Source organism: Allobosea robiniae (assembly GCF_900102525.1).
GTDB lineage: Bacteria > Pseudomonadota > Alphaproteobacteria > Rhizobiales > Beijerinckiaceae > Allobosea > Allobosea robiniae.
This window is the reverse complement of sequence record NZ_FNBZ01000003.1, coordinates 434166-459945: the sequence shown is the minus strand read 5'-3', so window position 1 is coordinate 459945 and position 25780 is coordinate 434166. Positions and strand designations below refer to the sequence as shown.

Annotated in this window: 22 protein-coding genes; 4 read left to right on the top strand and 18 right to left on the bottom strand. The window is 66.5% G+C overall.

Features of this window, described 5'->3' with window-relative positions; all coding sequences use genetic code 11:
• Positions 1 to 44 precede the first annotated feature (44 nt).
• The gene (locus tag BLQ70_RS11080; RefSeq protein ID WP_082617576.1) at positions 45 to 2009 is read left to right on the top strand and encodes a potassium transporter Kup; all 1965 of its coding nucleotides are present in this window, start codon (positions 45 to 47) and stop codon (positions 2007 to 2009) included.
• Between the two features lie 130 nt (positions 2010 to 2139).
• Here BLQ70_RS11080 and BLQ70_RS11075 read toward each other — a convergent pair whose 3' ends face one another.
• From BLQ70_RS11075 to BLQ70_RS11055, 5 genes are all read right to left on the bottom strand, one after another.
• Positions 2140 to 3018, bottom strand: a complete 879-nt coding sequence (locus BLQ70_RS11075; protein WP_244511982.1) for a DMT family transporter — start codon at positions 3016 to 3018, stop codon at positions 2140 to 2142.
• 137 nt (positions 3019 to 3155) lie between these two features.
• The gene (locus tag BLQ70_RS11070; protein ID WP_061969949.1) at positions 3156 to 3638 is read right to left on the bottom strand and encodes a MarR family winged helix-turn-helix transcriptional regulator; all 483 of its coding nucleotides are present in this window, start codon (positions 3636 to 3638) and stop codon (positions 3156 to 3158) included.
• Between the two features lie 98 nt (positions 3639 to 3736).
• Positions 3737 to 4324, bottom strand: a complete 588-nt coding sequence (locus BLQ70_RS11065; protein WP_091856998.1) for an NAD(P)H-dependent oxidoreductase — start codon at positions 4322 to 4324, stop codon at positions 3737 to 3739.
• Positions 4325 to 4329: 5 nt separating this feature from the next.
• Positions 4330 to 5754: an FAD-binding oxidoreductase gene (locus BLQ70_RS11060; RefSeq protein WP_091856997.1), complete on the bottom strand. Its 1425-nt coding sequence runs from the start codon at positions 5752 to 5754 to the stop codon at positions 4330 to 4332.
• Complete coding sequence (locus tag BLQ70_RS11055) at positions 5751 to 7076, bottom strand: cytosine deaminase (protein WP_244511981.1); 1326 nt, start codon at positions 7074 to 7076, stop codon at positions 5751 to 5753. Before BLQ70_RS11055 ends, BLQ70_RS11060 begins: the two co-directional genes overlap by 4 nt.
• A gap of 190 nt (positions 7077 to 7266) precedes the next feature.
• On the opposite strand from BLQ70_RS11055, the gene folD reads away from it, so the two are divergent.
• Positions 7267 to 8127: a bifunctional methylenetetrahydrofolate dehydrogenase/methenyltetrahydrofolate cyclohydrolase FolD gene (folD, locus tag BLQ70_RS11050; protein ID WP_091856995.1), complete on the top strand. Its 861-nt coding sequence runs from the start codon at positions 7267 to 7269 to the stop codon at positions 8125 to 8127.
• Between the two features lie 116 nt (positions 8128 to 8243).
• Here the strand turns inward: folD and lpdA are convergent, their stop codons facing one another.
• From lpdA to argH, 13 genes are all read right to left on the bottom strand, one after another.
• Positions 8244 to 9647: a dihydrolipoyl dehydrogenase gene (gene lpdA, locus BLQ70_RS11045; RefSeq protein WP_091856994.1), complete on the bottom strand. Its 1404-nt coding sequence runs from the start codon at positions 9645 to 9647 to the stop codon at positions 8244 to 8246.
• A 37-nt stretch (positions 9648 to 9684) separates the two neighbouring features.
• Positions 9685 to 10428 carry an SDR family oxidoreductase gene (locus BLQ70_RS11040; RefSeq protein ID WP_091856993.1) on the bottom strand — a complete coding sequence of 248 codons (744 nt, stop codon included), beginning with the start codon at positions 10426 to 10428 and terminating at the stop codon, positions 9685 to 9687.
• Between the two features lie 16 nt (positions 10429 to 10444).
• Positions 10445 to 11677, bottom strand: coding sequence for a 2-oxoglutarate dehydrogenase complex dihydrolipoyllysine-residue succinyltransferase (odhB, locus tag BLQ70_RS11035; protein ID WP_091856992.1), 1233 nt, complete (start codon positions 11675 to 11677; stop codon positions 10445 to 10447).
• Between the two features lie 107 nt (positions 11678 to 11784).
• A complete protein-coding gene (locus tag BLQ70_RS11030; protein WP_091856991.1) occupies positions 11785 to 14742 on the bottom strand; it encodes a 2-oxoglutarate dehydrogenase E1 component in 2958 nt (985 codons plus the stop codon).
• A 157-nt stretch (positions 14743 to 14899) separates the two neighbouring features.
• On the bottom strand, positions 14900 to 15784 hold the full coding sequence (gene sucD, locus BLQ70_RS11025; RefSeq protein WP_091856990.1) for a succinate--CoA ligase subunit alpha: 885 nt from the start codon (positions 15782 to 15784) through the stop codon (positions 14900 to 14902).
• 9 nt (positions 15785 to 15793) lie between these two features.
• Positions 15794 to 16990, bottom strand: coding sequence for an ADP-forming succinate--CoA ligase subunit beta (sucC, locus tag BLQ70_RS11020; protein ID WP_091856989.1), 1197 nt, complete (start codon positions 16988 to 16990; stop codon positions 15794 to 15796).
• A 78-nt stretch (positions 16991 to 17068) separates the two neighbouring features.
• Complete coding sequence (gene mdh / locus BLQ70_RS11015; protein WP_061969967.1) at positions 17069 to 18031, bottom strand: malate dehydrogenase; 963 nt, start codon at positions 18029 to 18031, stop codon at positions 17069 to 17071.
• A gap of 321 nt (positions 18032 to 18352) precedes the next feature.
• Complete coding sequence (locus BLQ70_RS11010; protein ID WP_061969969.1) at positions 18353 to 18952, bottom strand: TetR/AcrR family transcriptional regulator; 600 nt, start codon at positions 18950 to 18952, stop codon at positions 18353 to 18355.
• 2 nt (positions 18953 to 18954) lie between these two features.
• Positions 18955 to 20133, bottom strand: a complete 1179-nt coding sequence (gene zapE / locus BLQ70_RS11005; RefSeq protein WP_091856988.1) for a cell division protein ZapE — start codon at positions 20131 to 20133, stop codon at positions 18955 to 18957.
• Positions 20134 to 20350: 217 nt separating this feature from the next.
• Positions 20351 to 21181 carry an ABC transporter substrate-binding protein gene (locus BLQ70_RS11000; protein WP_091856987.1) on the bottom strand — a complete coding sequence of 277 codons (831 nt, stop codon included), beginning with the start codon at positions 21179 to 21181 and terminating at the stop codon, positions 20351 to 20353.
• A 36-nt stretch (positions 21182 to 21217) separates the two neighbouring features.
• A complete protein-coding gene (locus tag BLQ70_RS10995; RefSeq protein ID WP_091856986.1) occupies positions 21218 to 22012 on the bottom strand; it encodes an amino acid ABC transporter ATP-binding protein in 795 nt (264 codons plus the stop codon).
• Positions 22009 to 22902: an amino acid ABC transporter permease gene (locus BLQ70_RS10990; protein ID WP_091856985.1), complete on the bottom strand. Its 894-nt coding sequence runs from the start codon at positions 22900 to 22902 to the stop codon at positions 22009 to 22011. Before BLQ70_RS10990 ends, BLQ70_RS10995 begins: the two co-directional genes overlap by 4 nt.
• Positions 22899 to 24314, bottom strand: coding sequence for an argininosuccinate lyase (gene argH, locus BLQ70_RS10985; protein ID WP_091856984.1), 1416 nt, complete (start codon positions 24312 to 24314; stop codon positions 22899 to 22901). Before argH ends, BLQ70_RS10990 begins: the two co-directional genes overlap by 4 nt.
• 95 nt (positions 24315 to 24409) lie before the next feature.
• Between argH and BLQ70_RS10980 the strand changes: the two genes are divergently transcribed.
• Both BLQ70_RS10980 and BLQ70_RS10975 read left to right on the top strand, forming a co-directional pair.
• Positions 24410 to 25336 (top strand): LysR family transcriptional regulator, encoded by a 927-nt coding sequence (locus tag BLQ70_RS10980; RefSeq protein ID WP_091856983.1) that lies wholly within the window; start codon positions 24410 to 24412, stop codon positions 25334 to 25336.
• A 57-nt stretch (positions 25337 to 25393) separates the two neighbouring features.
• The gene (locus tag BLQ70_RS10975; protein ID WP_091856982.1) at positions 25394 to 25780 is read left to right on the top strand and encodes a SpoIIAA family protein; all 387 of its coding nucleotides are present in this window, start codon (positions 25394 to 25396) and stop codon (positions 25778 to 25780) included.

Genomic DNA, 25780 nt, shown 5'->3' with positions numbered 1-25780 from the left:
GGCCCCGGCCTTTCGCTGCACCGCAGCATGAGCGGAGATCCCTGATGGGGCATGAGAACCCGAATCCTGCGACCGTTCGGCCGGAGGATTCACGCTTCGGGCTCGACGCCGCCCACGGCCAGAATGGTGGCCACGGTCACGGCAAGATGGGCGTCGGGGCGCTGGCTCTGGGCGCGCTCGGCGTCGTCTACGGCGATATCGGCACCAGCCCGCTCTACGCGCTGCGCGAGACGCTGCTGGCCGCAACCGGCGGCGAAGAGGGCGCGGTCATTCCTCCGACCGTCGTCATCGGCGTGCTCTCGCTGATTCTCTGGTCGCTCGTCATCGTGGTGACGTTGAAATATGTCGTGCTGCTGATGCGCGCCGACAATAACGGCGAAGGCGGCATCCTCACCCTCGTCGCGCTGGCCCAGCGCAGCCTCGGGCGGGCGCGCAGCCATGTCGCGCTGCTGCTCGGCATGATCGGCGCCGGCCTGTTCTACGGCGATACCGTCATCACTCCGGCGATCTCGGTTCTCTCCGCGATCGAGGGCGTCAAGCTGATCACGCCCGCACTCAACGATTATATCCTCTGGATCGCCTCGGCGATCCTGATCGGCCTGTTCGTCATGCAGAGCCACGGGACCCATCGTGTCGCGACCTTCTTCGGTCCGATCATGCTGGTCTGGTTCCTGACGCTGGCCGGGCTCGGCATCTATCACATTGCCGACGATCTCAGCGTCTTCCGCTCGATCAACCCGTATTACGCGCTGCTGTTCTTCCACGACCATGCCGGCGTGGCGCTGGCCGTGCTCGGCTCGGTCTGTCTGGCGGTGACGGGTGCCGAGGCACTCTATGCCGATATGGGCCATTTCGGCCGCGGCCCGATCCGGAGCGCCTGGCTCTATGTCGTCTTCCCCGCTCTCTGGCTCAACTATCTCGGCCAGGGCGCGCTGATCCTCTCTGATCCCAGCGCCATCGACAATCCGTTCTACCGGCTCGCGCCGCAGGGCCTGCTGCTGCCCTTCGTCATCATGGCGACGGTCGCGACCATCATCGCCAGCCAGTCGGTGATCACCGGCGCCTTCTCCCTGACCCGGCAGGCGATCCAGCTCGGCCTCCTCCCGCGCATGGAGATCCGTCACACCTCCGAGCAGACTTCCGGCCAGATCTACGTGCCCCGCGTCAACCTGCTGCTGCTGGTCGTGGTGCTGATCCTGGTCTGGTCGTTCCGGACGTCGTCGAGCCTGTCGCATGCCTATGGCATCTCGGTCTTCGGGACGATGGTGGTCTCCTCGATGCTGGCCTCGATCGTCATCCGCCGCCACTGGGGCTGGAGCCCGCTGGCGACCGCAGCCCTCATCCTCCCCTTCTTCCTGGTCGACGTCTCCTTCTTCTCGGCCAACATGCTGAAGCTGTTCCATGGCGGCTATGTGCCGGTGCTGCTCGCCATGGGCCTGACGCTGGTGATGTGGACCTGGATGCGCGGCACCAAGATCCTGTTCGACAAGACCCGCAAGACCGATGTGCCGCTGCTCGAGCTCGTCACCATGCTCTCCAAGAGCCCGCCCGCTCGCGTCAAGGGCATGGCTGTCTTCCTGACCAGCGACCCCGAGACCGCGCCGGCCTCGCTGCTGCACAACCTCAAGCACAACAAGGTGCTGCACGAGCGCAACGTCGTGCTGACCGTGCGCTCGGCCGATACGCCCCGCGTCGTCGAGGAGGAGCGGGTGCGCCTTGCCCGCATCACCGACGATTTCTGGCGCGTCGACATGGTCTACGGCTACATGGAGAGCCCGAACGTGCCGAAGGGCCTGGCCATGCTGCGCAAGCAGGGCTTCAAGTTCGACATCATGTCGACCTCGTTCTTCCTGTCGCGCCGCTCGATCAAGGCTTCCCCGCAATCGGGCATGCCGATGTGGCAGGACAACCTCTTCATCGGCCTGACCAAGAGCGCCACCGACGCGACGGACTTCTTCCAGATCCCGACCGGCCGCGTCGTCGAGGTCGGCACGCAGGTCACGGTCTAAGAACGCCTCGCATCGTCATTCTCGGGCGGAGCGAAGCGCAGACCCGAGAATCTCTGGCAGGATGAGGCCAGGAGCCTCCGTGTCATGAGATGCTCGGGTCAAGCCCGAGCATGACGCGCGTTCTTCGGCCTTAATCCAGTCTGGCCGAAGCCGCTTCCTCCGGCACATGCCGCACCCGCTCGCGATAGAGCAGGTAGAGCCCTGACGAGATCACGATGCCGGCGCCGACGAAGGTCCAGCGATCCGGCAACTGGTCGAAGACCAGCCAGCCGAGCAGCAGCATCCAGACGATCTGCGAGTAGATGAAGGGCGCCAGCACCGTGGCCGGCGCCAGCCGATGCGCCAGGATCAGCAGCCAGTGGCCGAAGCCGCCGAGCGCACCGACAGCGAACATCAGCAGCCAGGGCAGCAGCGTCTGCGGCGTCTCCCAGATCCAGGGCAGGAGCGGAATAGTCGCCAGCGTCCCCGCCGCGCCCGAATAGATCATCGTCGTTTCCGATGAATCGTGGCCGGACAGCACCCGCGTCGCCAGCGAATAGAAGGCGTAGCACAGGCAGCCCAGCACGCTCAGCAATGCCGCCGGATGCATGCCGCCGACACCCGGCCGCGTCACCACCAGCACGCCGAGGAAGCCGACGCCGATCGCCGCAAGCCGGCGCGGTCCCGGCCATTCCCCGAGCAGCGGCCCGGACGCCAGCGCCACCAGGAGCGGCGTCGCGAACATGATCGAGATCGTCTCGGCGAGCTGGAGATAGCGCAGCGCGATGAAGTTGAGCGCCGTCGAGCCGAGCAGCAGCAGCGAGCGGCCCCATTGCAGCCAGGGGCGGCTGGTCCGCAGCACGCCGGGGCGCGTCCATGGATTGATGATCGCCAGGACCAGGATCATGCTGCCGGCATAGCGCGCGAACACCACCTGCAGCGGGTTCATCGACTGGCCCAGCCATTTCGCGCTGGTATCGAGCAGCGAGAACAGCAGCACAGCCGCGCACATCAGGCCGATCGCGGCCATGCGCGCGCGACCCGTCTCGGAAGGCGCCGCTGAAGGAGGGGACACGGGTCTCGCCATGCTCTGGAGGAATGACGAAATAGATTGAACCGATTTAGGCGGCGTCGCCAGTACGCTGGAGCATGCGCTCCATGCAGAAATCAGGCGTCGCTATCGGCTTCGTCGAGATCAGCCTCGACATCGTCCTGCTCGGCGCCGGCCTTGGAGAGGCCCTTGGCCGCCTTGCGCAGGAGCTTGCGCAGCTGTTTGCGCTCCCTGCCGTCGAGTTTGTCGAGAAGCTCGTCCTCGACGTCGTTCCAGACCGCGTCGAGCTCGGCCGCAGTCTTCTGGCCGGCCTCGGTCAGTGCGACCTGCACGAGGCGGCCATCGCGATTGCCACCCTCGCGCGTCACGAGACCCTGCAGCGAAAGCCGCCCGATCGTCTTCGACACGGTCGGCGGCTTGACGCGCAGCAATGCGGCAAGCTCGCCCATCGTCATCGGGGCCGGTTGCAGCGCCTTCAGCGCCTGCTCCTGCCCCGGGAACAACCCCAGGCCGTTCAGCCTCTCACCCATCCGCGAGCGGTGCAGCCGCGCGGTAACGAGCAGGGCACGGCCGACGCTCTTCTCGATTGCCTTGGTCATGGGGTCGATCCTTCGGGCCGATCCTTGGACGGATAAGCGAGACGCTTCGCCGGCTGCGTATTCGCGCGCGAACATGACAGACGGATGACAACCGGATGTCAGAGCGAAGAGGACGCGAGTTTCGCAGCGACTTTTTTCAGGAAGGCCGCCCGGCTGGCCGGTGTCGAGAGGTTCATCTCATAATGAGCGAGATAAGTCGTGCGCGCCAGCGGATGACAGACGGCCCTCAGGGCCCGGCACACCGCCTTGCGCGGCGGATCGCCCATCAGGAAGGCGCGCCAGCGCGAGCCGCCATAGCTGGTCACCGCGACCAGCCGGCGAATATTGTGCAAAGCCGGCTGCGCCTTGCCCTCGACCATCTCGAAGGAGACGCCGGGCAGGAAGACGCGATCGAGGAAGCCCTTGAGGATCGCGGGATAGCCGAAATTCCAGACCGGGAAGCACAGCACCAGAGCCTCGGCCCGCTTCACACGCTCGACATAACCGGCAACCGGCAATGTGTTGCTGTTCGTATCGTGATAGCCGCGCCGCTCCTCCCGGCTCAGCACCGGGGCGAAGCCTTCCGCATAGAGATCGCAATCGTCGACCTCGTGCCCCGCCGCCTTCAGGCTGGCGACCACCGTCTCGTGGATGGCGGCGCCGAAGCTTTCCGGAACGGGATGGGCGTAGAGGACGAGGACGCGCATGGTGCTTAGCCGACTCCGGCCTCAGACAAGCTGCGGAACAGAAAGGTCTTGCCGGAGCGATAATCGTAGGCCGGGTCCTCCCAGGCGATCATCTTGCCGGGATTGAGCAGCCCCTGCGGATCGGCCTCGCGCTTGAAGGCGAGCTGCGTCTCGTCCGTCTGCTTCATGCCGCCCTCCTCCAGCGTGTAGCGATGCGGATTGAAGATCGGCGCGCCCATCTCTTCGTGGATCGCTATGATCTCCTCCAGCCGCTCCTCGGAGGTGAAACGCACCAGCGGCAGGCCGAAGCAGGTAATCTTGCCGTCTAAGCGCACGAATTCGAGATGGCAGGTCACCTCGTCGCCGAACCGGGCATGGATCTTGTCCACCAGATCGACCTGGTTGGGATAGGGATAGAGCACCTGAAGATAGGTGATCGCCGGATCGACGCGTAGCGCCCTGAGTGTCGTGTGGTTCCAGCCGAGTTCATAGGCTGGCGGCAAGCCCTTGGCATCCTCAGGCGCGAGCTTGTCGGTGCGCAGCAGCAGTTCCGCGCCCTTGAAGCGGCGCGCATAGGCGCAGAGCGCATCCACCGCGAAATCGGCGGCCATGACGATCACGAGGTGGCTGTCGCGCGGCAGGAACTTGCGGTGGCGCAGGAAATAATCGTGCGGCGCCGGCGCCGCGACGACGCAGAGGTTCTTCAGCGCGAGCCCATCCTGCTCGCCGACCGCATTGGCGAATTCGGTCGCGGCGCGCAGGTCCTCGAAGCCGACGATGACATCGACCCAGTTATAGGCCGGCCCGAGCGGCATCTCGACCTCGGTGATGATGCCGTTGGTGCCATAGGCATGGGCGACCTTGTGCAGGTCCTCGCCGGAAAATTCGAGGATGCGCGGGCTTGCCTCCATCGTCGCGACCTTGAGCCGGATGATGTTGCCCCAGTCACGCAGGCCCCCCCATTTGATCGAGCCGACGCCGCCCGAGCCACCGGCGATGAAGCCGCCGATCGAGGCCGTCTGGTAGGTCGACGGATGCAGCCGCAGCTCCTGCCGCGAATGCTTTCGCGTCTCGTCATCGATCCGGGCCATGATCGCGCCGGGCTCGGCGACATAGCGGCCGGCCGCGATTTCCTTGACTTTGTTGAAGCCCGAAAGGTCGAGCAGCACCCCGCCGGAGAGCGGCATCGCCTGGCCGTAATTGCCGGTGCCGGTGCCGCGCGGCGTCACGGGAATGCCGAGTTCGTGGCAGGCGGCGAGCACCTGCACGACCTCCGCCTCGCTCGTCGGCGAGACCACGATATCGGCCACGACATGATCGAGCTGACGCTTCAGGATCGGCGAGTACCAGAAGAAGTCGCGGCTCTTCTGCTTCACCAGCGCCGGGTTCTCCTCGGTACGGATGCCACTGATGCGGCTCTTCAGCGTGGCGATGTCATAGCGTGCAGTCATGATGCTCTGCCCATCAGATGGTCGAGTTCGCGGTAATCCGGCAGCGTCCGGTCGATCGCCCGGCCGGAAACCAGCACGGTGCGATCGGCCTGCGGCCGGGAGAAGAGTTCGGTCCAGTCGCGCGCCCGCGTCAGGATGAGATCGGCCGGCGCGCCGACGGCGATGACGCCGCCTTCGATATCCATCACCCGCGCCGGCGTGCGCGCCACCGCCTTGGCCCAGTCCGGTCCGGAATGATCGAGCTGGAGGATGCGCGTGCCCTCGCGCAGCACCTCGACGAGATCGAGATCGCCATAGGCGTAGAACGGGTCGCGGGTGTTGTCGGAGGCGATCACCACCGGCACACCGGCAGCCTTGAGTTCATGCAGCGCCGTGACGCCACGCCAGCGCGGCGTGCGGCCGGGCTGGCGGTCCTGCAGATACATGTTGCACAGCGGCAGCGAGACCACGGCAATGCCCGCTTCGCGGACCTTGGCGATGATGCGCGCCTCGTCCTCCGGTGCCTGAAGGGCGAGCGAGCAGCAATGCCCGCACAGGATTTTGCCCGCGAAGCGATGACGCAAAGCCGCATCCGCAATGTGCTCCAGCGAGCGCGCCGCCGGGTCGTTGGTCTCGTCGACATGGAAATCGAGATCGAAGCCGTTCTCGATCGCCACCCGGAACAGGATGTCGAGCGCCCGGTCGAGTTCCGGGATCATATAGGTGACGCAGCCGAGCAAGCGATCGCCATGCGCCCTCACGGCTGCGACCACCGCCGCCATATGCGCCGGGTCGAGCGCGGCATCGGCGCCGAAGAGGGGCGAGGCCTGAAGCGCGATGCGCCCGGCCCATTCCGCCCGCAATTCCGCATAGACCGGCCAGGAGATGCCGATCTGCTTGCCGATCGAATCGAGATGCGTCCGCATCGCCGCCGTGCCATGGGCGAAAGCACTGCGCAGCGAGAAATTCATGCGCGCGCGCACGTCCTGCGCCGACCAGTTCGCCTCGCGATCAGCACCTACAGTGTTCAGCGCGCCCGGAAAGGTGCCATCCGGATTGGGGCTGCGCGGCCAGATATGCCCCTTGTCGAGATGGACATGGCAATCGACCAGCCGCGGCAAAGCAATGCCGCCATTGAGGCTCAAGACAGGCCCCGCCCCATTAGCTGCCGCCCCGGCAGGCTCGATCGCGGTGATGCGGCCATCCGCGATCGCAAGGTCGACACGCGCCAACCCGTTACGGTCGGCCAGGATAGCATCACCCTCGATCAGGCAGGCGGGCACGCGCAGGTCGGTCAGGCGGAAGGCAGGCGCATCTGGCAGGCGGGCGAAACCGGTCGTCACGTTGTCTCGCCTCTCCTGCCTCTCGAGCTTCGGTTCGTCGATACCGGGCTGACAGGGCGCTCGCAAGCCACGCCGCCCCCTCCTCCCCCGCCGATGGCGCCTGCGGCCATGCGGGCGTCGCATTCGGGCTTGTCCGGGCCGTCTGGATCGCGCATGAGGGCGGCGTCATCAGCCAACATGAGGTCGGACCATGACCGGCGACGCCCGCATCATCGACGGCAAGGCCACCGCGGCCGCGCTCAGGGCCGAGATCGGCCGCGAGGTCGCGGCCATCAAGGCTACGCGTGGACTGACGCCAGGGCTGCATGTTGTCCTGGTCGGTGAGGACCCGGCGAGCAAGGTCTATGTCGCCTCGAAGGAAAGGCTTGCGGTCGAGATCGGCATGAACTCGGTTGCCCATCGATTGCCGGCCGAGACGACCGAAGCGCAGCTTCTCGCCAAGCTCGCCGAGCTCAACGCCGACGACAGCGTCGACGGCATCCTCGTCCAACTCCCATTGCCGAAGCATATCGACACCGGCCGCATCATCGACGCCATCGATCCGGCCAAGGATGTCGACGGCCTGCACCCGATCAATGCCGGCCTGCTCGCCGGCGGCAAGAACGGCCTCGTGCCCTGCACGCCGCTCGGCTCCATGCTCCTTCTGAAGCAGGCGCTGCCATCGCTGTCGGGACTTGATGCCGTCGTGATCGGCCGCTCCGAGCTGGTCGGCCGCCCGGTCGCCCAGCTTCTGCTCCAGGCCGATTGCACCGTCACCATCGCTCATTCGCGCACCCGCGACCTGGCCGCCGTGGTGAAGCGCGCCGATATCGTCATCGCCGCGGTCGGCCGCCCGCGCATGGTCAAGGGCGACTGGATCAAGCCCGGTGCGACCGTGATCGATGTCGGCATCAACCGCTTGCCCGACGGCAAGCTGACCGGCGACGTCGATTTCGCGGAAGCCGTGAAGGTCGCGGGCGCGATCACCCCGGTCCCCGGCGGCGTCGGCCCGATGACCATCGCCTGCCTGCTCAAGAACACGCTGACGGCGTTTCACGCGCGGCGCGGCTGAGCTCAGCGGCCAAACTTTTCCCAGTAGTCCTCGAACAAAAAAAGGAGCTGCAGTCCTGCAGCTCCTTTTTCATTCTTGCAGCAGGGCCGCACCAGAGGCACGGCCCGCCAGCCCGATCACATATGGATCTGGCGCTTCTCCACGGCCATCGCGGCTTCCTTCACCGCCTCGGCCAGCGTCGGATGAGCGTGGCAGGTGCGGGCAAGGTCTTCCGACGAGCCGCCGAACTCCATCAGCACGGTCACTTCCGCGATCAGGTCGCCGGCATGCGGGCCAATGATGTGGCAGCCGAGCACGCGGTCGGTCGCCGCATCGGCCAGCACCTTCACGAAGCCGTCGGTATGACGCATGGCGCGGGCGCGGCCATTCGCGGTGAACGGGAACTTGCCGATCTTGTAGGCGACACCCGCTGCCTGCAGCTCTTCCTCGGTCTTGCCGATCGCGGCGACTTCCGGCGCGGTGTAGACGATGCCGGGAATGGCGTCGTAATTCACATGGCCATGCTTGCCGGCGATGATCTCGGCGACGGCGACGCCCTCGTCCTCGGCCTTGTGCGCCAGCATCGGCCCGCGCACCACGTCGCCGATGGCGTAGATGCCGGCCACATTGGTCTTGAAATGATCGTCGATAACGACGCGGCCCTTCTCGGTGGCGACGCCGGCCTTGTCGAGGCCGAGGCCATCCGTGTTCGGACGGCGGCCGATCGCGACCAGCACGATATCGGCATTGAGCGTGGTCGCCGCGCCGCCAGCCGCGGGCTCGACGGTGACGGTCGCGCCCTTCTTGCCCGTCTCGACCTTGGTGACCTTGGAGCCAAGCTGGAAGGTGAAGCCCTGCTTCTGCAGGATGCGCTGGAACTGCTTGGCGACCTCGCCATCCATGCCCGGCAGGATGCGGTCGAGATATTCGACGACGGTGACCTTCGCCCCGAGACGCGCCCAGACCGAACCGATCTCGAGGCCGATCACGCCGGCGCCGACCACGACGAGCTCCTTCGGCACAGCGCCGATCTCGAGCGCGCCCGTCGAGGTCACGACGGTCTTCTCGTCGACGGTCACGCCCGGCAGCGGCGCCGATTCCGAACCCGTCGCGATGACGATGTTCTTGGTCTCGATCTCCTGCGCCTTGCCATCCTCGGCGGTCACGACGACCTTGCCGGCGGCGGGGATCGAGGCCGTGCCGTGGAAGGCGTCGATCTTGTTCTTCTTCAGCAGGAAGCCAACACCGGTGACGTTCGCGTCGATCGTCTCCTGCTTGTGGGCCATCATCGCCTTGAGATCGAGCTTCGGCTTGCCGACGACGATGCCGAGCTTCTCGAAGGTGTGGCCGGCCTCCTCGAACATCTCGGAGGCGTGCAGCAGCGCCTTAGACGGGATGCAGCCAACATTCAGGCAGGTGCCGCCATGGGTCTTGCGCTTCTCGACCACAGCGACCTTGAGGCCGAGCTGGGCGGCGCGGATGGCGCAGACATAGCCGCCGGGGCCGGTTCCGATGACGACGAGATCGTAGGCCGCAGCCATGGTGACTTCCTTTCCTGTGTTCGAATGCGGCGGCGCTTCAGCGCCCGCCGGTGACGTTCAAGACGGTTCCGTTGGTGTAGGAGGCCTCGGCCGAGAGCAGCCAGGCGATCGCCTGCGCCACCTCGCGCGCCGTGCCCTCGCGCTTCATCGGAAGCTGGTCGCGCAAGGCAGCGACGCGATCGGGCATGCCGCCGCTGGCATGGATCTCCGTATCGATGATGCCGGGCCTGACGGCATTGACCCGGATGCCCTCGGCCGCGACCTCGCGAGCGAGGCCGAGCGTGAAGATGTCGATGCCGGCTTTTGCTGCGGCATAGTCGAGATATTGCCCGGCGCCGGCCAGCACCGCCGCAGCGGAGGACAGGTTGACGATGCCACCGCCCTGCCCGCCATGGCGGGTCGACATCCGCTTCACCGCCTCGCGGGCGCAGAGGAAGCTGCCGGTCAGGTTGATGCGGAACATCCGGTCAAGCCGCGCGAGGTCCATCTCGTCGAGGCGCTGCGGGGCATCGATGACGCCGGCATTGTTGACCAGCGCGGTCAGCCGCCCGAGCTGGTCGGCCGCGCCGAAGATCGCAGCGACATCGGCTTCGTCGCCGACATCGCCCTTGACCGCGACCGCTTGCCTACCTTGGCCGTTGACGGCCGCGACCGTCTCGGCCGCGGCTTCAGCATTGGACTGGTAGTTGACGACGAGATCGTAGCCGCGCTCCGCGAGCAGGATCGCGGTCGCCCGGCCGATTCCCCGGCTGCCGCCGGTGACGATCGCAACGCCCGACATATCCCGTCCCGCGCGATCAGAGATCGAGGACGAGGCGCGCCGGATCCTCCAGGCCTTCCTTGATGCGGACGAGGAAGGTCACGGCTTCCTTGCCGTCGATGATGCGGTGGTCGTAGCTGACCGCGAGATACATCATCGGACGGATCTCGATCTTGCCGCCGACGACGACCGGACGCTCCTGGATCTTGTGCATGCCCAGGATCGCCGATTGCGGCGCGTTCAGGATCGGGGTCGACATCAGCGAGCCGTAGACGCCGCCGTTCGAGATGGTGAAGGTGCCGCCCTGCATCTCCTCGATCGAGAGCTTGCCGTCGCGGGCCTTCTTGCCGAACTCGCCGATCTTCTTCTCGACGCCGGCGATCGAAAGCTCGTCGGCATCGCGCACGACCGGAACCACCAGGCCCTTCTCGGTGCCGACGGCGACGCCGATATGGTAGTAGTTCTTGTAGATGATGTCGGTGCCGTCGATCTCGGCATTGACCGCCGGAATCTCCTTCAGCGCCTGGACGCAGGCCTTCACGAAGAAGCCCATGAAGCCGAGCTTCACGCCGTGCTTCTTCTCGAACACGTCCTTGTACTGGTTGCGCAGCGCCATCACGCCCGACATGTCGACCTCGTTAAAGGTCGTCAGCATCGCCGCGTTGGACTGGGCTTCCTTGAGGCGGCGCGCAATCGTCTGGCGCAGCTTGGTCATCTTGACGCGCTCTTCGCGGGCACCATCATCCGGCGCCGACGGGGCGCGGACGGCAACGGGAGCCGGCGCGGCCGCCGGAGCGGCAGCGCCGCCGGTCGCGATCGCGGCGAGCATGTCGCCCTTGGTCACGCGGCCATCCTTGCCCGAGGCAGCGACCTTGGACGGGTCGACGCCGCTCTCGGCGGCTAGGCGCGACACGGCCGGGCCGGAATCGGCGGCCTTGGTCGCGGCAGCCTTCGGAGCCTCGGCAGCGGGAGCCGGAGCGGCAGCAGCGGGCTTGGCCTCAGCCTTCGGCGCAGGGGCAGCGGCAGCAGCACCGCCTTCGGCGATCGTGCCGAGCAGCGCGCTGACACCGACCGTATCGCCTTCCTTGGCGACGATCTCGCCGAGCACGCCGGCGGCCGGCGCGTTGACTTCCAGCGTCACCTTGTCGGTCTCGAGCTCGACCAGGGGCTCGTCGGCCTTCACCGCCTCGCCCGGCTTCTTGAACCACTTGCCGATGGTGGCCTCGGAAACGGATTCGCCGAGGGTGGGTACGCGGATTTCGGTCGCCATGTCAGGCCTCTGTTGTCTCGTTCTCTGGCGGCAGGTTCGGCACCGGCTAGGGCGCCGGTGCAGCAATGGAATCCGGCAGCGCGCTCAAGGCGCCGCCGGGAAGGATGTCAGGCCGCGAAGGCCTCGTCGAGGAAGGCGTTGAGCTGGGTGAGATGCTTGGACATCAGGCCGGTCGCGGTCGCAGCGGAGGCCGGGCGGCCGACATAGCGCGGACGCTTCGACTTCGAGCCGGCATGGCCCAGCACCCATTCGAGATAGGGCTCGACGAAGGTCCAGGAGCCCATGTTCTTCGGCTCCTCCTGACACCAGACCACGTCGGCGCCCTTGAAGCGCGCCAGCTCCTGCGCCAGCGTCTTCAGCGGGAACGGATAGAGCTGCTCGACGCGCATCAGGTAGACGTCGTCGACGCCGCGCTTCTCGCGCTCCTCCAGCAGGTCGAAATAGACCTTGCCCGAGCAGAGCACGACGCGGCGGATCTTCGAATCCTTGACCAGCTTGGTGGTCGACTTGCCGCGTTCGGCATCGTCAGCCAGCACGCGGTGGAAGGTCGAGCCCTCGGCCAGCTCGCTGAGGTCGGAGACGCAGCGCTTGTGGCGCAGCAGCGACTTCGGCGTCATCAGGATCAGCGGCTTGCGGAAGTCGCGCTTCAGCTGCCGGCGCAGGATGTGGAAATAGCTCGCCGGGGTCGAGCAGTTCGCCACCTGCATGTTGTCCTCGGCGCACATCTGCAGGAAGCGCTCCAGGCGGGCGGAGGAGTGCTCCGGCCCCTGACCCTCATAGCCGTGCGGCAGCAGGCAGACGAGGCCCGACATGCGCAGCCACTTGCGCTCACCCGACGAGATGAACTGGTCGAACACGACCTGCGCGCCGTTGGCGAAGTCGCCGAACTGCGCTTCCCAGCAGGTCAGGGCGTTCGGCTCCGACAGGGTGTAGCCGTATTCGAAGCCGAGCACGGCCTCTTCCGAGAGCATCGAGTTGATGACCTCGTAGCGCGCCTGCCCCTCGCGGATGTCGTTCAGCGAGGTGTGGCGGGCTTCGGTCTCCTGGTCGATCAGCACCGAATGGCGCTGCGAGAAGGTGCCGCGCTCGCAATCCTGGCCGGAGAGGCGGACCGGATTGCCGTCGAGCAGCAGCGAGCCGAAGGCCAGCGATTCGGCCGTCGCCCAGTCGATGCCCTCGCCGGCCTCGACCGCCTTCTTGCGGTTGTCGAGGAAGCGCTGGATCGTCTTGTGGACGTTGAAGCCGGCCGGGACGGCCGTGATCTTCTCGGTGATCTCCTTGAGCACTGCCGCCGGCACGCCGGTGGCGCCACGGCGCGGATCGTCCTCGTCGGCGCGGATCGCCTTCATGCCGGCCCAGCGGCCGTCGAGCCAGTCGGCCTTGTTCGGCTTGAAGGCCTGGCCGGCGTCGAACTCGACCTCCAGCTTCGCCTTCCAGGCGGCGCGCATCGCGTCGAGCTCGCCGGCTTCGATCACACCCTCGGCCGCGAGCTTCTCGCCGTAGAGCTCCAGCGTCGACTTGTGGCCGCGGATCTTGCGGTACATCAGCGGCTGGGTGAAGCCCGGCTCGTCGCCCTCGTTATGGCCGAAGCGGCGATAGCAGAACATGTCGATCACGACCGGCTTGTGGAACTTCTGCCGGAACTCGATCGCGACCTTGGCAGCGAAGACCACCGCTTCCGGATCGTCGCCGTTCACATGGAAGACCGGGGCCTCGACCATCTTCGCCACGTCGGACGGATAGGGCGAGGAGCGCGAATAGCGCGGATAGGTGGTGAAGCCGATCTGGTTGTTGATGATGAAATGCAGCGAGCCGCCGGTGCGGTGGCCCTTCAACCCGGACAGGCCGAGGCATTCCGCCACAACGCCCTGGCCGGCGAAGGCCGCATCGCCATGGATCAGCAGCGGCAGCACCTTGGAGCGCTCGACGATATCGCCGAACTGGTCCTGCTTGGCGCGCACCTTGCCGAGCACGACGGGGTCGACGATCTCCAGATGCGACGGGTTGGCGGTCAGCGAGACGTGGACATTGTTGCCGTCGAACTCGCGATCGGCGGACGCACCGAGATGGTACTTCACATCGCCCGAGCCCTCGACGTCGTCAGGCGCGAAGGAACCGCCCTTGAACTCGTGGAACAGCGCGCGATGCGGCTTGCCGAGCACCTGGGTCAGCACGTTGAGGCGGCCGCGATGGGCCATGCCGAAGACGATGTCGCGCACGCCGAGCGCGCCGCCGCGCTTGATGATCTGCTCCAGCGCCGGAACCAGCGCCTCGCCGCCATCCAGGCCGAAGCGCTTGGTGCCGGTGAACTTGAGGTCGAGGAACTTCTCGAAGCCCTCGGCCTCGACCAGCTTGTTGACGATCGCGCGCTTGCCCTCGCGGGTGAAGGCGATCTCCTTGTCCGGCCCCTCGATGCGCTCCTGCAGCCAGGCCTTCTGCTCGGGGTCGGAGATATGCATGAACTCGATGCCGACCGTGCCGCAATAGGTCCGCTGCAGCACCGCGACCATCTCGCGGACGGTGGCGAACTCCATGCCGAGCACATTGTCGATGAAGACCTTGCGGTCGAGATCGGCCTCGCCGAAGCCGAAGGCGGCCGGCGACAATTCCTCATGATCGGTGCGGCTCTCGATGCCCAGCGGATCGAGCTTGGCATGGAAATGGCCGCGCATGCGGTAGGCGCGGATCAGCATGATCGCGCGCACGGAGTCGCGCGTCGCCTGCTGCACGTCGGCGGCGGAGAGCACGGTGCCGGCGGCCTTCGCCTTGGCGCCGAGCTTGTCGGAGATCACCTTCTCGACGACGGCCCAGTTGCCGTCCAGCGCCGAGACCAGCTCGCCAGAGGCGACGACCGGCCAGTTCGGCTTCTTCCAGGAGGCGCCCTTGGCGTTCTGCAGGACGGCTTCCTTGTCGTCCTTCAGCGCGCCGAAGAAGCCCTGCCACTGCTCATCGACCGACTTGGGGTCGGCCTCGTAGCGGGCATAGAGATCCTCGATATAGGCAGCGTTGCCGCCATAGAGGAAGCCGGTCTGCGCGAGAGCCTCGTTGATGTCCTGGCGAGCCATGATGCTCCTGCCTTCCTTCGCCGCTTAAGTCATGTCCGAACCCTTGCCCGGACATCATTCAATCTGTCGTCATGCCCGGGCCGGACCCGTGCAACCCCTCGGGATTTGGCGGCGCGTCATGGCCAGCTCAAGGCCGGCCATGACGCGCTAAAACGCCTCAGCCCTTCAACACTTCCACCAAGGTCTTTCCAAGGCGCGCCGGCGAGGGCGAGACCCGGATGCCGGCCGCTTCCATGGCAGCGATCTTGTCCTCGGCGCCGCCCTTGCCGCCCGAGATGATCGCGCCGGCATGGCCCATGCGACGGCCGGGAGGAGCCGTGCGGCCGGCGATGAAGCCGACCATCGGCTTCTTGCGGCCGCGCTTCGCCTCGTCCTTGATGAACTGCGCCGCGTCCTCTTCGGCCGAGCCGCCGATCTCGCCGATCATGACGATCGAGGTGGTCTTGTCGTCGGCCAGGAACATCTCGAGCATGTCGATGAACTCGGTGCCCTTGACCGGGTCGCCGCCGATGCCGACGGCCGTGGTCTGGCCGAGGCCCTCGCGGGTGGTCTGGAACACCGCCTCATAGGTCAGCGTGCCCGAGCGCGAGACGATGCCGACAGAGCCCGGCTTGAAGATGTTGGCCGGCATGATGCCGATCTTCGACTCACCCGCCGTGACGACGCCAGGGCAGTTCGGGCCGATCAGGCGGGTCTTGGAACCGACCAGCGAGCGCTTGACGCGCACCATGTCGAGCACCGGGATGCCCTCGGTGATGCAGATCACCAGCGGGATCTCGGCATCGATCGCCTCGCAGATCGCGTCCGCGGCGCCCGGGGGCGGCACGTAGACGACGGACGCGGTGGCGCCGGTCTTGGCCTTGGCCTCGTGCACGCTGTCGAAGACCGGCAGGCCGAGATGGAGCGAGCCGCCCTTACCCGGAGAGGTGCCGCCGACCATCTGCGTGCCATAGGCGATCGCCTGCTCGGAGTGGAAGGTCCCGTTCTTGCCGGTGAAGCCCTGGGTGATGACCTTGGTGTTCTTGTCGATCAGGATGGACATGTCTGCTCCTCAGGCCTTCTTGACCGCGGCGACGATCTTCTGCGCGGCGTCGTCGAGGTCGTCGGCGGGAATGACGTTCAGGCCGGAATCGCGGATGATCTGCTTGCCTTCCTCGACATTCGTGCCTTCGAGGCGAACGACCAGCGGAACCTTGAGGCCGACGGCCTTCACCGCCGCGATCACGCCGCGGGCGATGACGTCGCACTTCATGATGCCGCCGAAGATGTTGACGAGAATGCCCTTCACCTTCGGGTCGGCGGTGATGATCTTGAACGCCGCCGTCACCTTCTCTTCGCTGGCGCCGCCGCCGACGTCGAGGAAGTTCGCCGGACTTTCGCCGTAGAGCTGGATGATGTCGAGCGTCGCCATGGCGAGGCCGGCGCCGTTGACCATGCAGCCGATCGTGCCGTCGAGCGCGATATAGGCGAGGTCGTACTTGGACGCCTCGATCTCCTTGGCGTCCTCCTCCGTGGTGTCGCGCAGCGCGACGACCTCAGGGTGACGGTAGAGCGCGTTCGAGTCGAACGAGACCTTGGCGTCCAGGCACTTGAGCTGGCCCTGGGTGGTCACGATCAGCGGGTTGATCTCCAGCATGTCCATGTCCTTGGCCACGAAAGCTGCGTAGATCTGGCCGAGCACGGTGCCGGCCTGCTTGGCGAGGTCGCCCTGCAACCCGAGGATGCGCGCCATGGAGCGGCCGTGATGCGGCATGATGCCGGTCGCTGGGTCGACCGAGAAGGTCTCGATCTTCTCGGGCGTGTCATGGGCGACGGCCTCGATGTCCATGCCGCCCTCGGTCGAGATGACGAAGGCGATGCGGGAGGTCTCGCGGTCGACCAACGCCGAGAGGTAGAACTCCTTCTCGATGTCCGAGCCGTCCTCGATATAGAGGCGGTTGACCTGCTTGCCGGTCTCGCCGGTCTGGATCGTGACCAGCGTGTTGCCGAGCATCTCCTTGGCGTGGGCCTCGACTTCCGCGACCGACTTGGCAAGGCGAACGCCGCCCTTGGCGTCGGGGCCGAGTTCCTTGAACTTGCCCTTGCCGCGCCCGCCGGCGTGGATCTGCGACTTCACGACGTAAAGCGGCCCCGGCAGCTTCTTGGCGGCCTCGACCGCCTCCGCCACCGTGAGAGCCGGGAAACCGGCCGAAACGGGCGCGCCGAATTCCTTGAGGATGGCTTTGCCCTGGTATTCGTGGATGTTCATGTGCTCGGTTTCCCTGACAGCGACCGAAAATTGACGAGAGGGCGGCCGCGCGTTGTCGCGCCGCCGCCCTCGCTTAACTTACGCGAGTGACGGATCGACGGTCTTGCAGGCATCGATCAGGTTCTGGACCGAAGCCACCGACTTCGCCAGCATCTCCTTCTCGGCGCCGTTGAGGCGGATCTTGACGACGCGCTCGACGCCCTTGGCGCCGATCACGACGGGAACGCCGACGAACATGTCCTTGACGCCGTACTGGCCGCGCAGCGCCGCCGCCGCCGGCAGGACGCGCTTCTGGTCCTTGAGATAGCTCTCGGCCATCGCGATCGCCGAGGCAGCCGGCGCATAGAAGGCCGAGCCGGTCTTGAGCAGGTTGACGATCTCGCCGCCGCCCTTGCGGGTGCGCTCGACGATGGCATCCAGCTTCTCCTGCGTGGTCCACTTCATCTTGACGAGGTCCGGCAGCGGGATGCCGGCGACGCCCGAATAGCGGACCAGCGGCACCATGTCGTCGCCATGGCCGCCGAGGACGAAGGCCGAGACGTCCTTGACCGAAACCTGGAATTCCTCGGCGAGGAAGTGGCGGAAGCGGGCGCTATCGAGCACGCCGGCCATGCCGCAGATCATGTTGGGCTTGAGCCCTGAGAACTTCTGCAGCGCCCAGACCATCGCGTCGAGCGGGTTGGTGATGCAGATCACGAAGGCCTTCGGAGCGTACTGCTTGATGCCCTCGCCGACCGACTTCATCACCTTGAGGTTGATGCCGATCAGGTCGTCGCGGCTCATGCCAGGCTTGCGCGGCACACCGGCGGTGACGATGATCACGTCGGCGCCCTTGATGTCCTCGTAGGAGTTCGTGCCCTTGTAGCCGGCGTCGAAGCCGTCGACCGGAGCGGACTCGGCGATGTCCAGGCCCTTGCCCTGCGGAATGCCCTCGGCGATGTCGAACAGGACGACGTCGCCCAGCTCCTTGAGGCCGGCGAGGTGAGCGAGCGTGCCACCGATCTGGCCGGAGCCGATGAGGGCGATCTTCTTACGGGCCATTGCCTAGTCCTTTTGTTTCTGGCGCGACCATCGATCCGGCTGCTACCGGCTTCGACATTCAAAATGCCTTGGCGCTGCGACAGGTCGGCCCCCGGTGGGAGCCGGCCAAACCGTGCGTTCCTTTGGCCCAAACCGGGCTTTTGCCGCAACCCTCGCCGCAAAAGCGGCTTTTCTCGGGCACGAAACGCCTCGCGCGTCGCCGCGCAAGGCCGGCCCCGATTTTTCAATGACTTAGCAGAGGCCTTCGCATTCACTCGGTTCCATCAGGAACGAAAATCGATAATTACAATTTACATATATTGTAATTGGTAACCGGATTATTCACACGATCCCGCTGCCGAGCACCCGCAGGATCACACGGATCAGGGTCGAGAGCCGGGTATCGACGGAAGCCTGCGGCACGTCCGCTTCCAGCGCCAGCGAGGCCGGATGGATGAAGCGGTTGGTAGCGTCGATGACGAAGGCGATCGCCCGGTCGCGATCGCGCGGCTCGAACACGCCGGTCGCCATGCCCTCGTCGACCACCCGCTCGAACAGGGCACGCACGCGGGTGCGGTTGCGCCGGCTGATCGCATGCCGTTTGGCGACCGCCAGCGACAGGGCCGCGAAGAGATGCGGCTCCTCGGTCAGGAGATCGCGATTGGCCTTGGCCAGCGCCAGGATCAGGCGTTCGAGCTTGTCGTCGGCCGGGTCGGGACCATCGGCGACATCCGCCAGCCGGCGCTCGGTCGCCTTCAGCCAGACATCGACGACGGCGTCGATCAGCGCGCCCTTGGAGGGGAAGTAGCGGTAGACATTGGCATGAGTCATGCCGGCCTCTTCCGCCACGGCGACGACCGTGAAGCGCTTCAGCCCGAACTTGCGCAGATGCTCGCCGGCGACCGTGAGGATGCGGGTCTCACTCGGTTCGCGCTGCGGCATCGTCAGGTCTCCACCAGCCCTGTCGTATCGCCGCTCGCCGTCGAATCCGGCCGGCCATGCGGCATCGCGAGATATTCCTCGGAGCGCATCTCGATCAGGCGGGAGACCGTGCGGTCGAACTCGAAGGCCTCGCGCCCCTTGCTCGCGCGATAAAGCTCATGCGGCTCGGCCGCCGCCGAAGCGACGAGCTTCACATGATGCTCGTAGAGCGTGTCGATCAGGATGATGAAGCGCTTGGCCTCGTTGCGCCGGTCGAAATCAAGGATCGGGATGTCGTCGAGCACCAGCGTATGGAAGCGCTGCGCCAGGGCGATGTAATCCGAAGCGCCGTAGGCCTGGGCGCAGAGATCGGCGAAGCCCGCCCGCGCCACGCTGGCGGCGGCCTGCGGCAGGACGAGATCGTGCCCCTGCACGTTCAAAACAGTGCGCTGCCCCTGCGCCATACCGGACAAGGCCTTGAAGGCAGCATCGAGCGCAGCCTTCGCCTTCTCGTCGGCGGGCACATGATAGACCGGCGCGCCGCCGAGCTTCTCCAGCCGGAAATCGGTGCGCGCATCGAGCTTGAGCACCTCGACCCTGGTCTGCAGCAATTCGATGAAGGGCAGGAACAGCGCCCGGTTGAGCCCTCCCTCGTAAAGCCGCGACGGCTCGACATTCGAGGTAGCGACCACCACGACGCCCGCTGCAAATAGCGCCGTGAACAGCCGCCCGAGGATCATCGCATCGGCGATGTCAGTGACGGTGAACTCATCGAAGCAGAGCAGATAGGCCTCATCGGCGAGATCCGCCGCAACAGGCGCGATCGGATCGCCTTCCTTGACCTCGCCGCTCTTGATCTTCTGGCGATAGGCGTTGATGCGGCCATGGACGTCGGCCAGGAACTCGTGGAAATGCACGCGGCGCTTGCGCTTCACCGGCGCGGCCTCGAAGAACATGTCCATCAGCATGGTCTTGCCGCGGCCGACCGAGCCCCAGACATAGAGCCCCTTCGGTGCGGACGCCGTGTCCGGCTTCTTGCCGAAGAGCCAGCCGAGCGCGCTGCCCTTGCGGGCGAGGCGGCGGGCGGCGAGCGTCGCGGACAAGGCCTCGAGCTTCTTGACCACCGCGACCTGCGCGGGATCGCGCTCGATGGCGCCCGCCTCGACCAGGGCGGCATAACGGTCGGTGATCGAGGCTGACATGACGGCGGGCGCTGGCGATCCGGAAAAGACCTGACCGGGTTACGGCAGCCCTGCCGTCATCGCAAGCCCACGGAGCGAACCTCGCGCGCCGGGAACACATCGTCATTGCGAGCGAAGCGAAGCAATCCAGGGGACCGGCTCGACCCGTTCAGGCCGGCGGCCCCTGGATTGCTTCGTCGCTACGCTCCTCGCAATGACGAGGAGCGGGAAGCAGGGCTTACTTGCCCTGGTTGATCGAGACCGGCTTCACCGCATTATTGGCGAGGCCGTACTTCTCGATCAGCTTGTCATAGGTGCCGTTCGCCTGCAGCCGGTCGAGCGCACCCTTGACCGCGTCGCGCAGCTGCGTGCCTTCCGCCGTCTTGGCGAAGGGGATGCCGGCCAGCGAATGGGTGAAGGGCTTGCCGAGCGCGATATAGGTGTTCGGCTCGAGCTTCTGGAAATGGCTCATCGTCTCGCTGCCCTGGACGCCGCCCTGCAGGCGCTGCGTCTTGAGCTGGGTGCGCGCGTCGACCGAACCCTCGGTGCCGACGACGTTGATCGCCGGCTTGCCCTTGGCGACGCAGTTCGCCTCGCTCCACTCACCGATCTGGCGCGGCCAGTTGGTCGCGCGGCTGGCGCCGACGCTCTTGCCGCACAGGTCCTCGGGGGTCTTGATCGTGTCCTTGAAGGCGGTGACCGTGTAGAACTGCGCGCCGGAATCCATGTAGTCGATGAAGTCGGCGGTCTCGCGCCGCGCCGGCAGATCGCTCATCCCCGCCATGACGGCGTCGACGCGGCCGGTCTGCAGCGAAGGCAGCATCTGAGCGAAGGCGGTCTCCTGCCACTCGACCTTGACGCCGAGTTCCTTGGCGATGGCTTCGCCCAGCTCGATGTCGAAGCCCGAGAGCTGGTTGGTCGCGACATCCTTGAAGGCGATCGGCGGATAGTTCGGCTGGGTCGCGATCACGATTTTGCCGGCGGTCTTGATGCGGTCCGGCAGGGCCTGGGCCTGCGCGGCAAGCGCGGTGCCGGCGAGCAGCGCGGCAGCGATGGTCAAACGAAGCATGTGGTCTCTCCCTCTAGTGAACTGATCCAGCCGCCGTCACTTCAGGACGGCGGCGATGAAGTCGCGCGTGCGCGCCTGGCTAGGCGCGACGAGCACGGTCTGCGGCGGCCCCTGCTCGACGATCTCGCCCTTGTCCATGAAGACGACGTCGCCAGCCACTTCGCGGGCGAAGCCGAGTTCATGCGTGACGACGATCATGGTCATGCCGGACGCCGCGAGATCGCGCATCACGTTCAGCACCTCGCCGACGAGCTCGGGATCGAGCGCCGAGGTCGGCTCGTCGAACAGCATCAGCTTCGGCTTCATCGCCAGCGCCCGGGCGATGGCGACGCGCTGCTGCTGCCCGCCCGAGAGCTCGCTCGGATAGGCGTCGCGCTTGTCGGCGAGGCCGACGCGCTCCAGCAGCGCCGTCGCCTCCGCGACGATCTGCTTGCGCGGCTGCTTCAGCACGGTGAGCGGCCCCTCGATGATGTTCTGCAGCGCCGTCATGTGGTTGAACAGGTTGAAGCGCTGGAACACCATGCCAGTGACGAGGCGCTGACGCGCGATCTCGACATCGGTCAGCTCGTGCAGTTCGTCGCCGACGCGGCGATAGCCGATCAGCTCGCCATCGACGCGGATGGCGCCCTTGTCGATCTTCTCGAGCTGGTTGATGCAGCGCAGCAGCGTCGACTTGCCCGAGCCGGACGGCCCGATGATGCATTGCACCGTGCCGGGCTCGATCGAGAGCGAGACGTTGTTCAGCGCCTTCAGCTCGCCGAAGATCTTGCTGACATTGGCGATCGTGACGATCGCGCTATCGGCCTTCGCCGGGTTCTCCGCCGTGCTCATGCCGTTTCCTCCTGCACCGCGGCGCGCTTGGTGCGCCGCCCTCCCCGCCCCTTCGAAAAGTGGCGTTCGAGGAAATACTGTCCGATCTGCAGGATCGTCACCACGAGCAGGTACCAGCCGGCCGCGACGATCAGCAACTCGATGACCCGCGCATTGGCGTAGTAGATCGTCTGCGCGTTGCGCAGGATCTCGGCATACTGGATCACGCTCGCGACCGAGGTCAGCTTGACCATGCTGATCACCTCGTTGCCGACCGGCGGGATGATGACGCGCATCGCCTGCGGCAGCACGATCCGGCGCAAGGTCGTCAGCCGGGTCATGCCGATCGCCTTGGCGGCCTCGGTCTGCCCGGTATCGACGGAGAGGATGCCGCCACGCACCACCTCCGCGGTATAGGCGCCCTGGTTCATGCCGAGCCCGAGCAGCGTCGCCATGAATGGCCCGATGATGTCGATCGTGCGCCAGGAGAACAGGCCGGGGATGCCGATGGTCGGGAAGACCAGCGCCAGGTTGAACCAGATCAGGAGCTGCAGCAGCAGCGGCGTGCCGCGGAAGAACCAGATATAGAACAACGCCGCGCTGCGCAGCACCGGGTTCGGCGACATGTACATGATCGCGAAGATCACGCCGAGCACGATGCCCAGCGTCATCGCGCAGACCGTCATGATCAGCGTGTTGCCGAGACCGGCGATGATCGCCGGCGCGGTGAAGAACTGCCGCACCACAGGCCAGGCGATGTCCCCCTCGACGAAGGCCATCACGATCCAGGCGAGGACAGCCAGGATCAGCGCGGAAGCGACCCAGCGGCCGTAGAAGCGCCGCGGCACGATCCTGAGACGGGCGATCGCAGCGAGGTCGCGGCTGCTGATCGGCGAGGTTGCGTCGCTCATCGACCCGTCTCCCGGCTCCAGGCTTCAAGACTGGCGAGCTTGCCACGGAAGCGCGCGATCTGCTCGCGCACCCGCTCGGGCGCCGTGCCGCCATGGCCGCTGCGCGCCGCGACCGCGGCATCGAGCGTCAAATGGTCGAGAACGCCGGCATCGAGCCGCGGATCGACGGCGCGAAGATCGACGGCGTCGAGCGATTCAAGCTCGCGGCCCATCTCCTCGCAATAGCGCACCAGCGCGCCGGTGATCTCATGCGCCTCGGCGAAGGGCACGCCGTTGCGGGCGAGATGATCGGCCACCTCTGTCGCCAGCGCGAAGCCGGAGCCGGCCTGGGCCCGCATCGTCGCGACATCGGCGCTCATGCTGGCGATCAGCCCGGCGAAGGCCGGCAGCACGTCTTCGAGCACGTCGACGGCGTCGAAGCCCGTGCGCTTGTCCTCCGCGAGGTCGCGATTATAGGACAGCGGCAAACCCTTCATCGCGCCGAGCATGGTGACGAGGTCGCCGGTCAGCCGTGACGCCCGACCGCGCGAGATCTCGGCGATATCCGGGTTCTTCTTCTGCGGCATGATCGACGAGCCGGTCGCGAAGGCATCGTCCAGCGTCACCCAGGCGAATTGCCGGGAGGTCCACAGCGTCACCTCTTCGGCAAGGCGCGACAGGTTCGTCGCCAGCATCGCCGCGACGAACAGGAACTCCGCGACATGGTCGCGCGCGCCGACCGCATCGACCGAATTCTCGAATGGCCCGTCATAGCCGAGTGCCTTGGCGCTGAGCTCCGGATTGAGCGTAATCGCCGAACCGGCGAGCGCCGCCGCCCCGAGCGGGGACTGGCCGGAGCGATTTTCCCAGTCGGTCAGGCGCGAGGCATCGCGCATCAGCACCTGGCCATGCGCCATCAGCCAATGGCCGAAGGTGACGGGCTGCGCGCTCTGGAGATGGGTGAAGCCGGGGCAGACCGAGGCCGCATGCTCCTCCGCCTGATCGGCGATCGCAGCCAGCAACTCCGCCAGCATGCCGGCGAGCGTGCGCGACTTGCTCCGCAGGTAGAGCTTCAGGTTGTTCGCCGCCTGGTCGTTGCGCGAGCGTCCGGCGCGGAGCTTGGCGCCGGTCGAGCCGACGCGCTCGGTCAGGATGCGCTCGATGAAGGTATGGACGTCCTCGTCATCGGGACCGGGCGCGATCCGCCCCGCGACCGTGTCGCGGGCGATCCCGTCGAGCGCGGTCAGGATGGCCTGGAGTTCCTCGGCAGTCAGCAGGCCGGCGCGACCGAGTTCGGCCGCATGCGCCTTGCCGCCCGCGACATCCTGCGGCACCAGCCTTGCGTGCTCGCCGGCGGCGCTCGACAGCTTCATCAGCCGCGGGTCCGGCGGCTTGCGGAAGCGCCCGCCCCAGAGTCGGGTCGTCTGGTTCATGATCTCGTTCCTCCCGTCAGGGAAGAATGGCCTCTTGACCGAGAGGCCGGCAAACGAAACGATCTCCGCCGAGATAGTCCAAAAAGGAATACCCCATGGCGGCCAGCCGGCCACCCCCGTCAGCCGCGGCGCTGAGGGCGTTCGCGACCGTCGCAAGGCTGGGCTCGACGGCCCGCGCCGCTCTCGCGGTCAACCTGACCCAGAGCGCGGTGTCCAAGCAGATCCTCTCGCTGGAGCATCATCTCGGCACGGTGCTGTTCGACCGCAGCCCGCTCGGCCTCAAGCTCACCGAAGCCGGCGCGATCTACCTGCCCTATGCGGAAGCCGCGCTGGAGCAGATGGAACGCGGCGCGCGGCGTCTCGCCGAGCGCAACGCCATCGCCCGGCCGATCCGCCTGCACATGGTCGCGATCGCCGGCGAGCGCTGGCTGATGGCGCGCTTTCCGGCCTTCGCCGAGGCTCATCCCGGCGTCGACGTGCAGTTCACCAATTACGTCAGCGAGAGCGAGACGGAAGAGCCGGATATCGAGATCGCCCATGGCGTCCCGCCCTGGCCTGGAAAGGAGGCGCATTTCCTCTTCGGCCGCGATGTCGCGCTCGTCGCGGCGCCCAGCCTGATCGAGCGGATGGGCGGTTTCCGCCGCGCGGCCGATATCCAGAAGATGACCCTGCTGCAGCACTATCAGATGCCGACCTTCTGGGCCGAGTTCACCGAAGCGCATGATCTGCGCGGCGCAGTGCCGGAGCATACCGTGCGCTACGGCTATTATTCCGTGATCACCAGCGCCGCCGTCGCCGGTCTAGGCCTTGCGCTGGCGCCACGCTGCTACGTCGCCGACGAGCTTGCCTCCGGCGCGCTCGTCAATCCGCTGGGGCTCGGCTTCACCAGCGCCATCGGCTGCTGGCTGACGCGACCGCTCGACCAGCCGCCGCGGCCGGGGCTGGATGCCTTCATCGCCTGGCTGCGGGCCGAGGCCGAGAGCTTCGACGCAGCGACGCGCGCGCCGCCCCCTTCGGCCTGACCGGACCCGGCGAAACCTCCCCCTCGCCTGCGCGTTGTCACCCGAGGAGGAGGAGCCATGCTCACCATTCTGCCCGCCCCGGACCATGTCGCAGCCTATCGGCTGTCGCAGACGCTCACGGCTGACGATCTCGACGCCATCATGGCCGATATCGACGCCCGGCTCGAACGTCACGAGAAGCTCGGCATCCTCGCCGACATGACCGATTTCACCGACATGACGCTGGCCGCGGCCTGGAAGGACGCGCGCTACAGCCTCGGCAAGCTCTGGGAGCTCAGGCGCTTCCCCAAGGAGGCCGTGATCACCGACAAGGGCTGGCTCGCCGGCTTCGTCGATCTGCTCGACCCGGCGATCCCCTTCGTCAAGGTCCGCGCCTTCAAGCCCGAGGACTATGACAAGGCCCTGACCTGGGCCGGCGATATCGAGGGCGGCCCGAACGCCTGA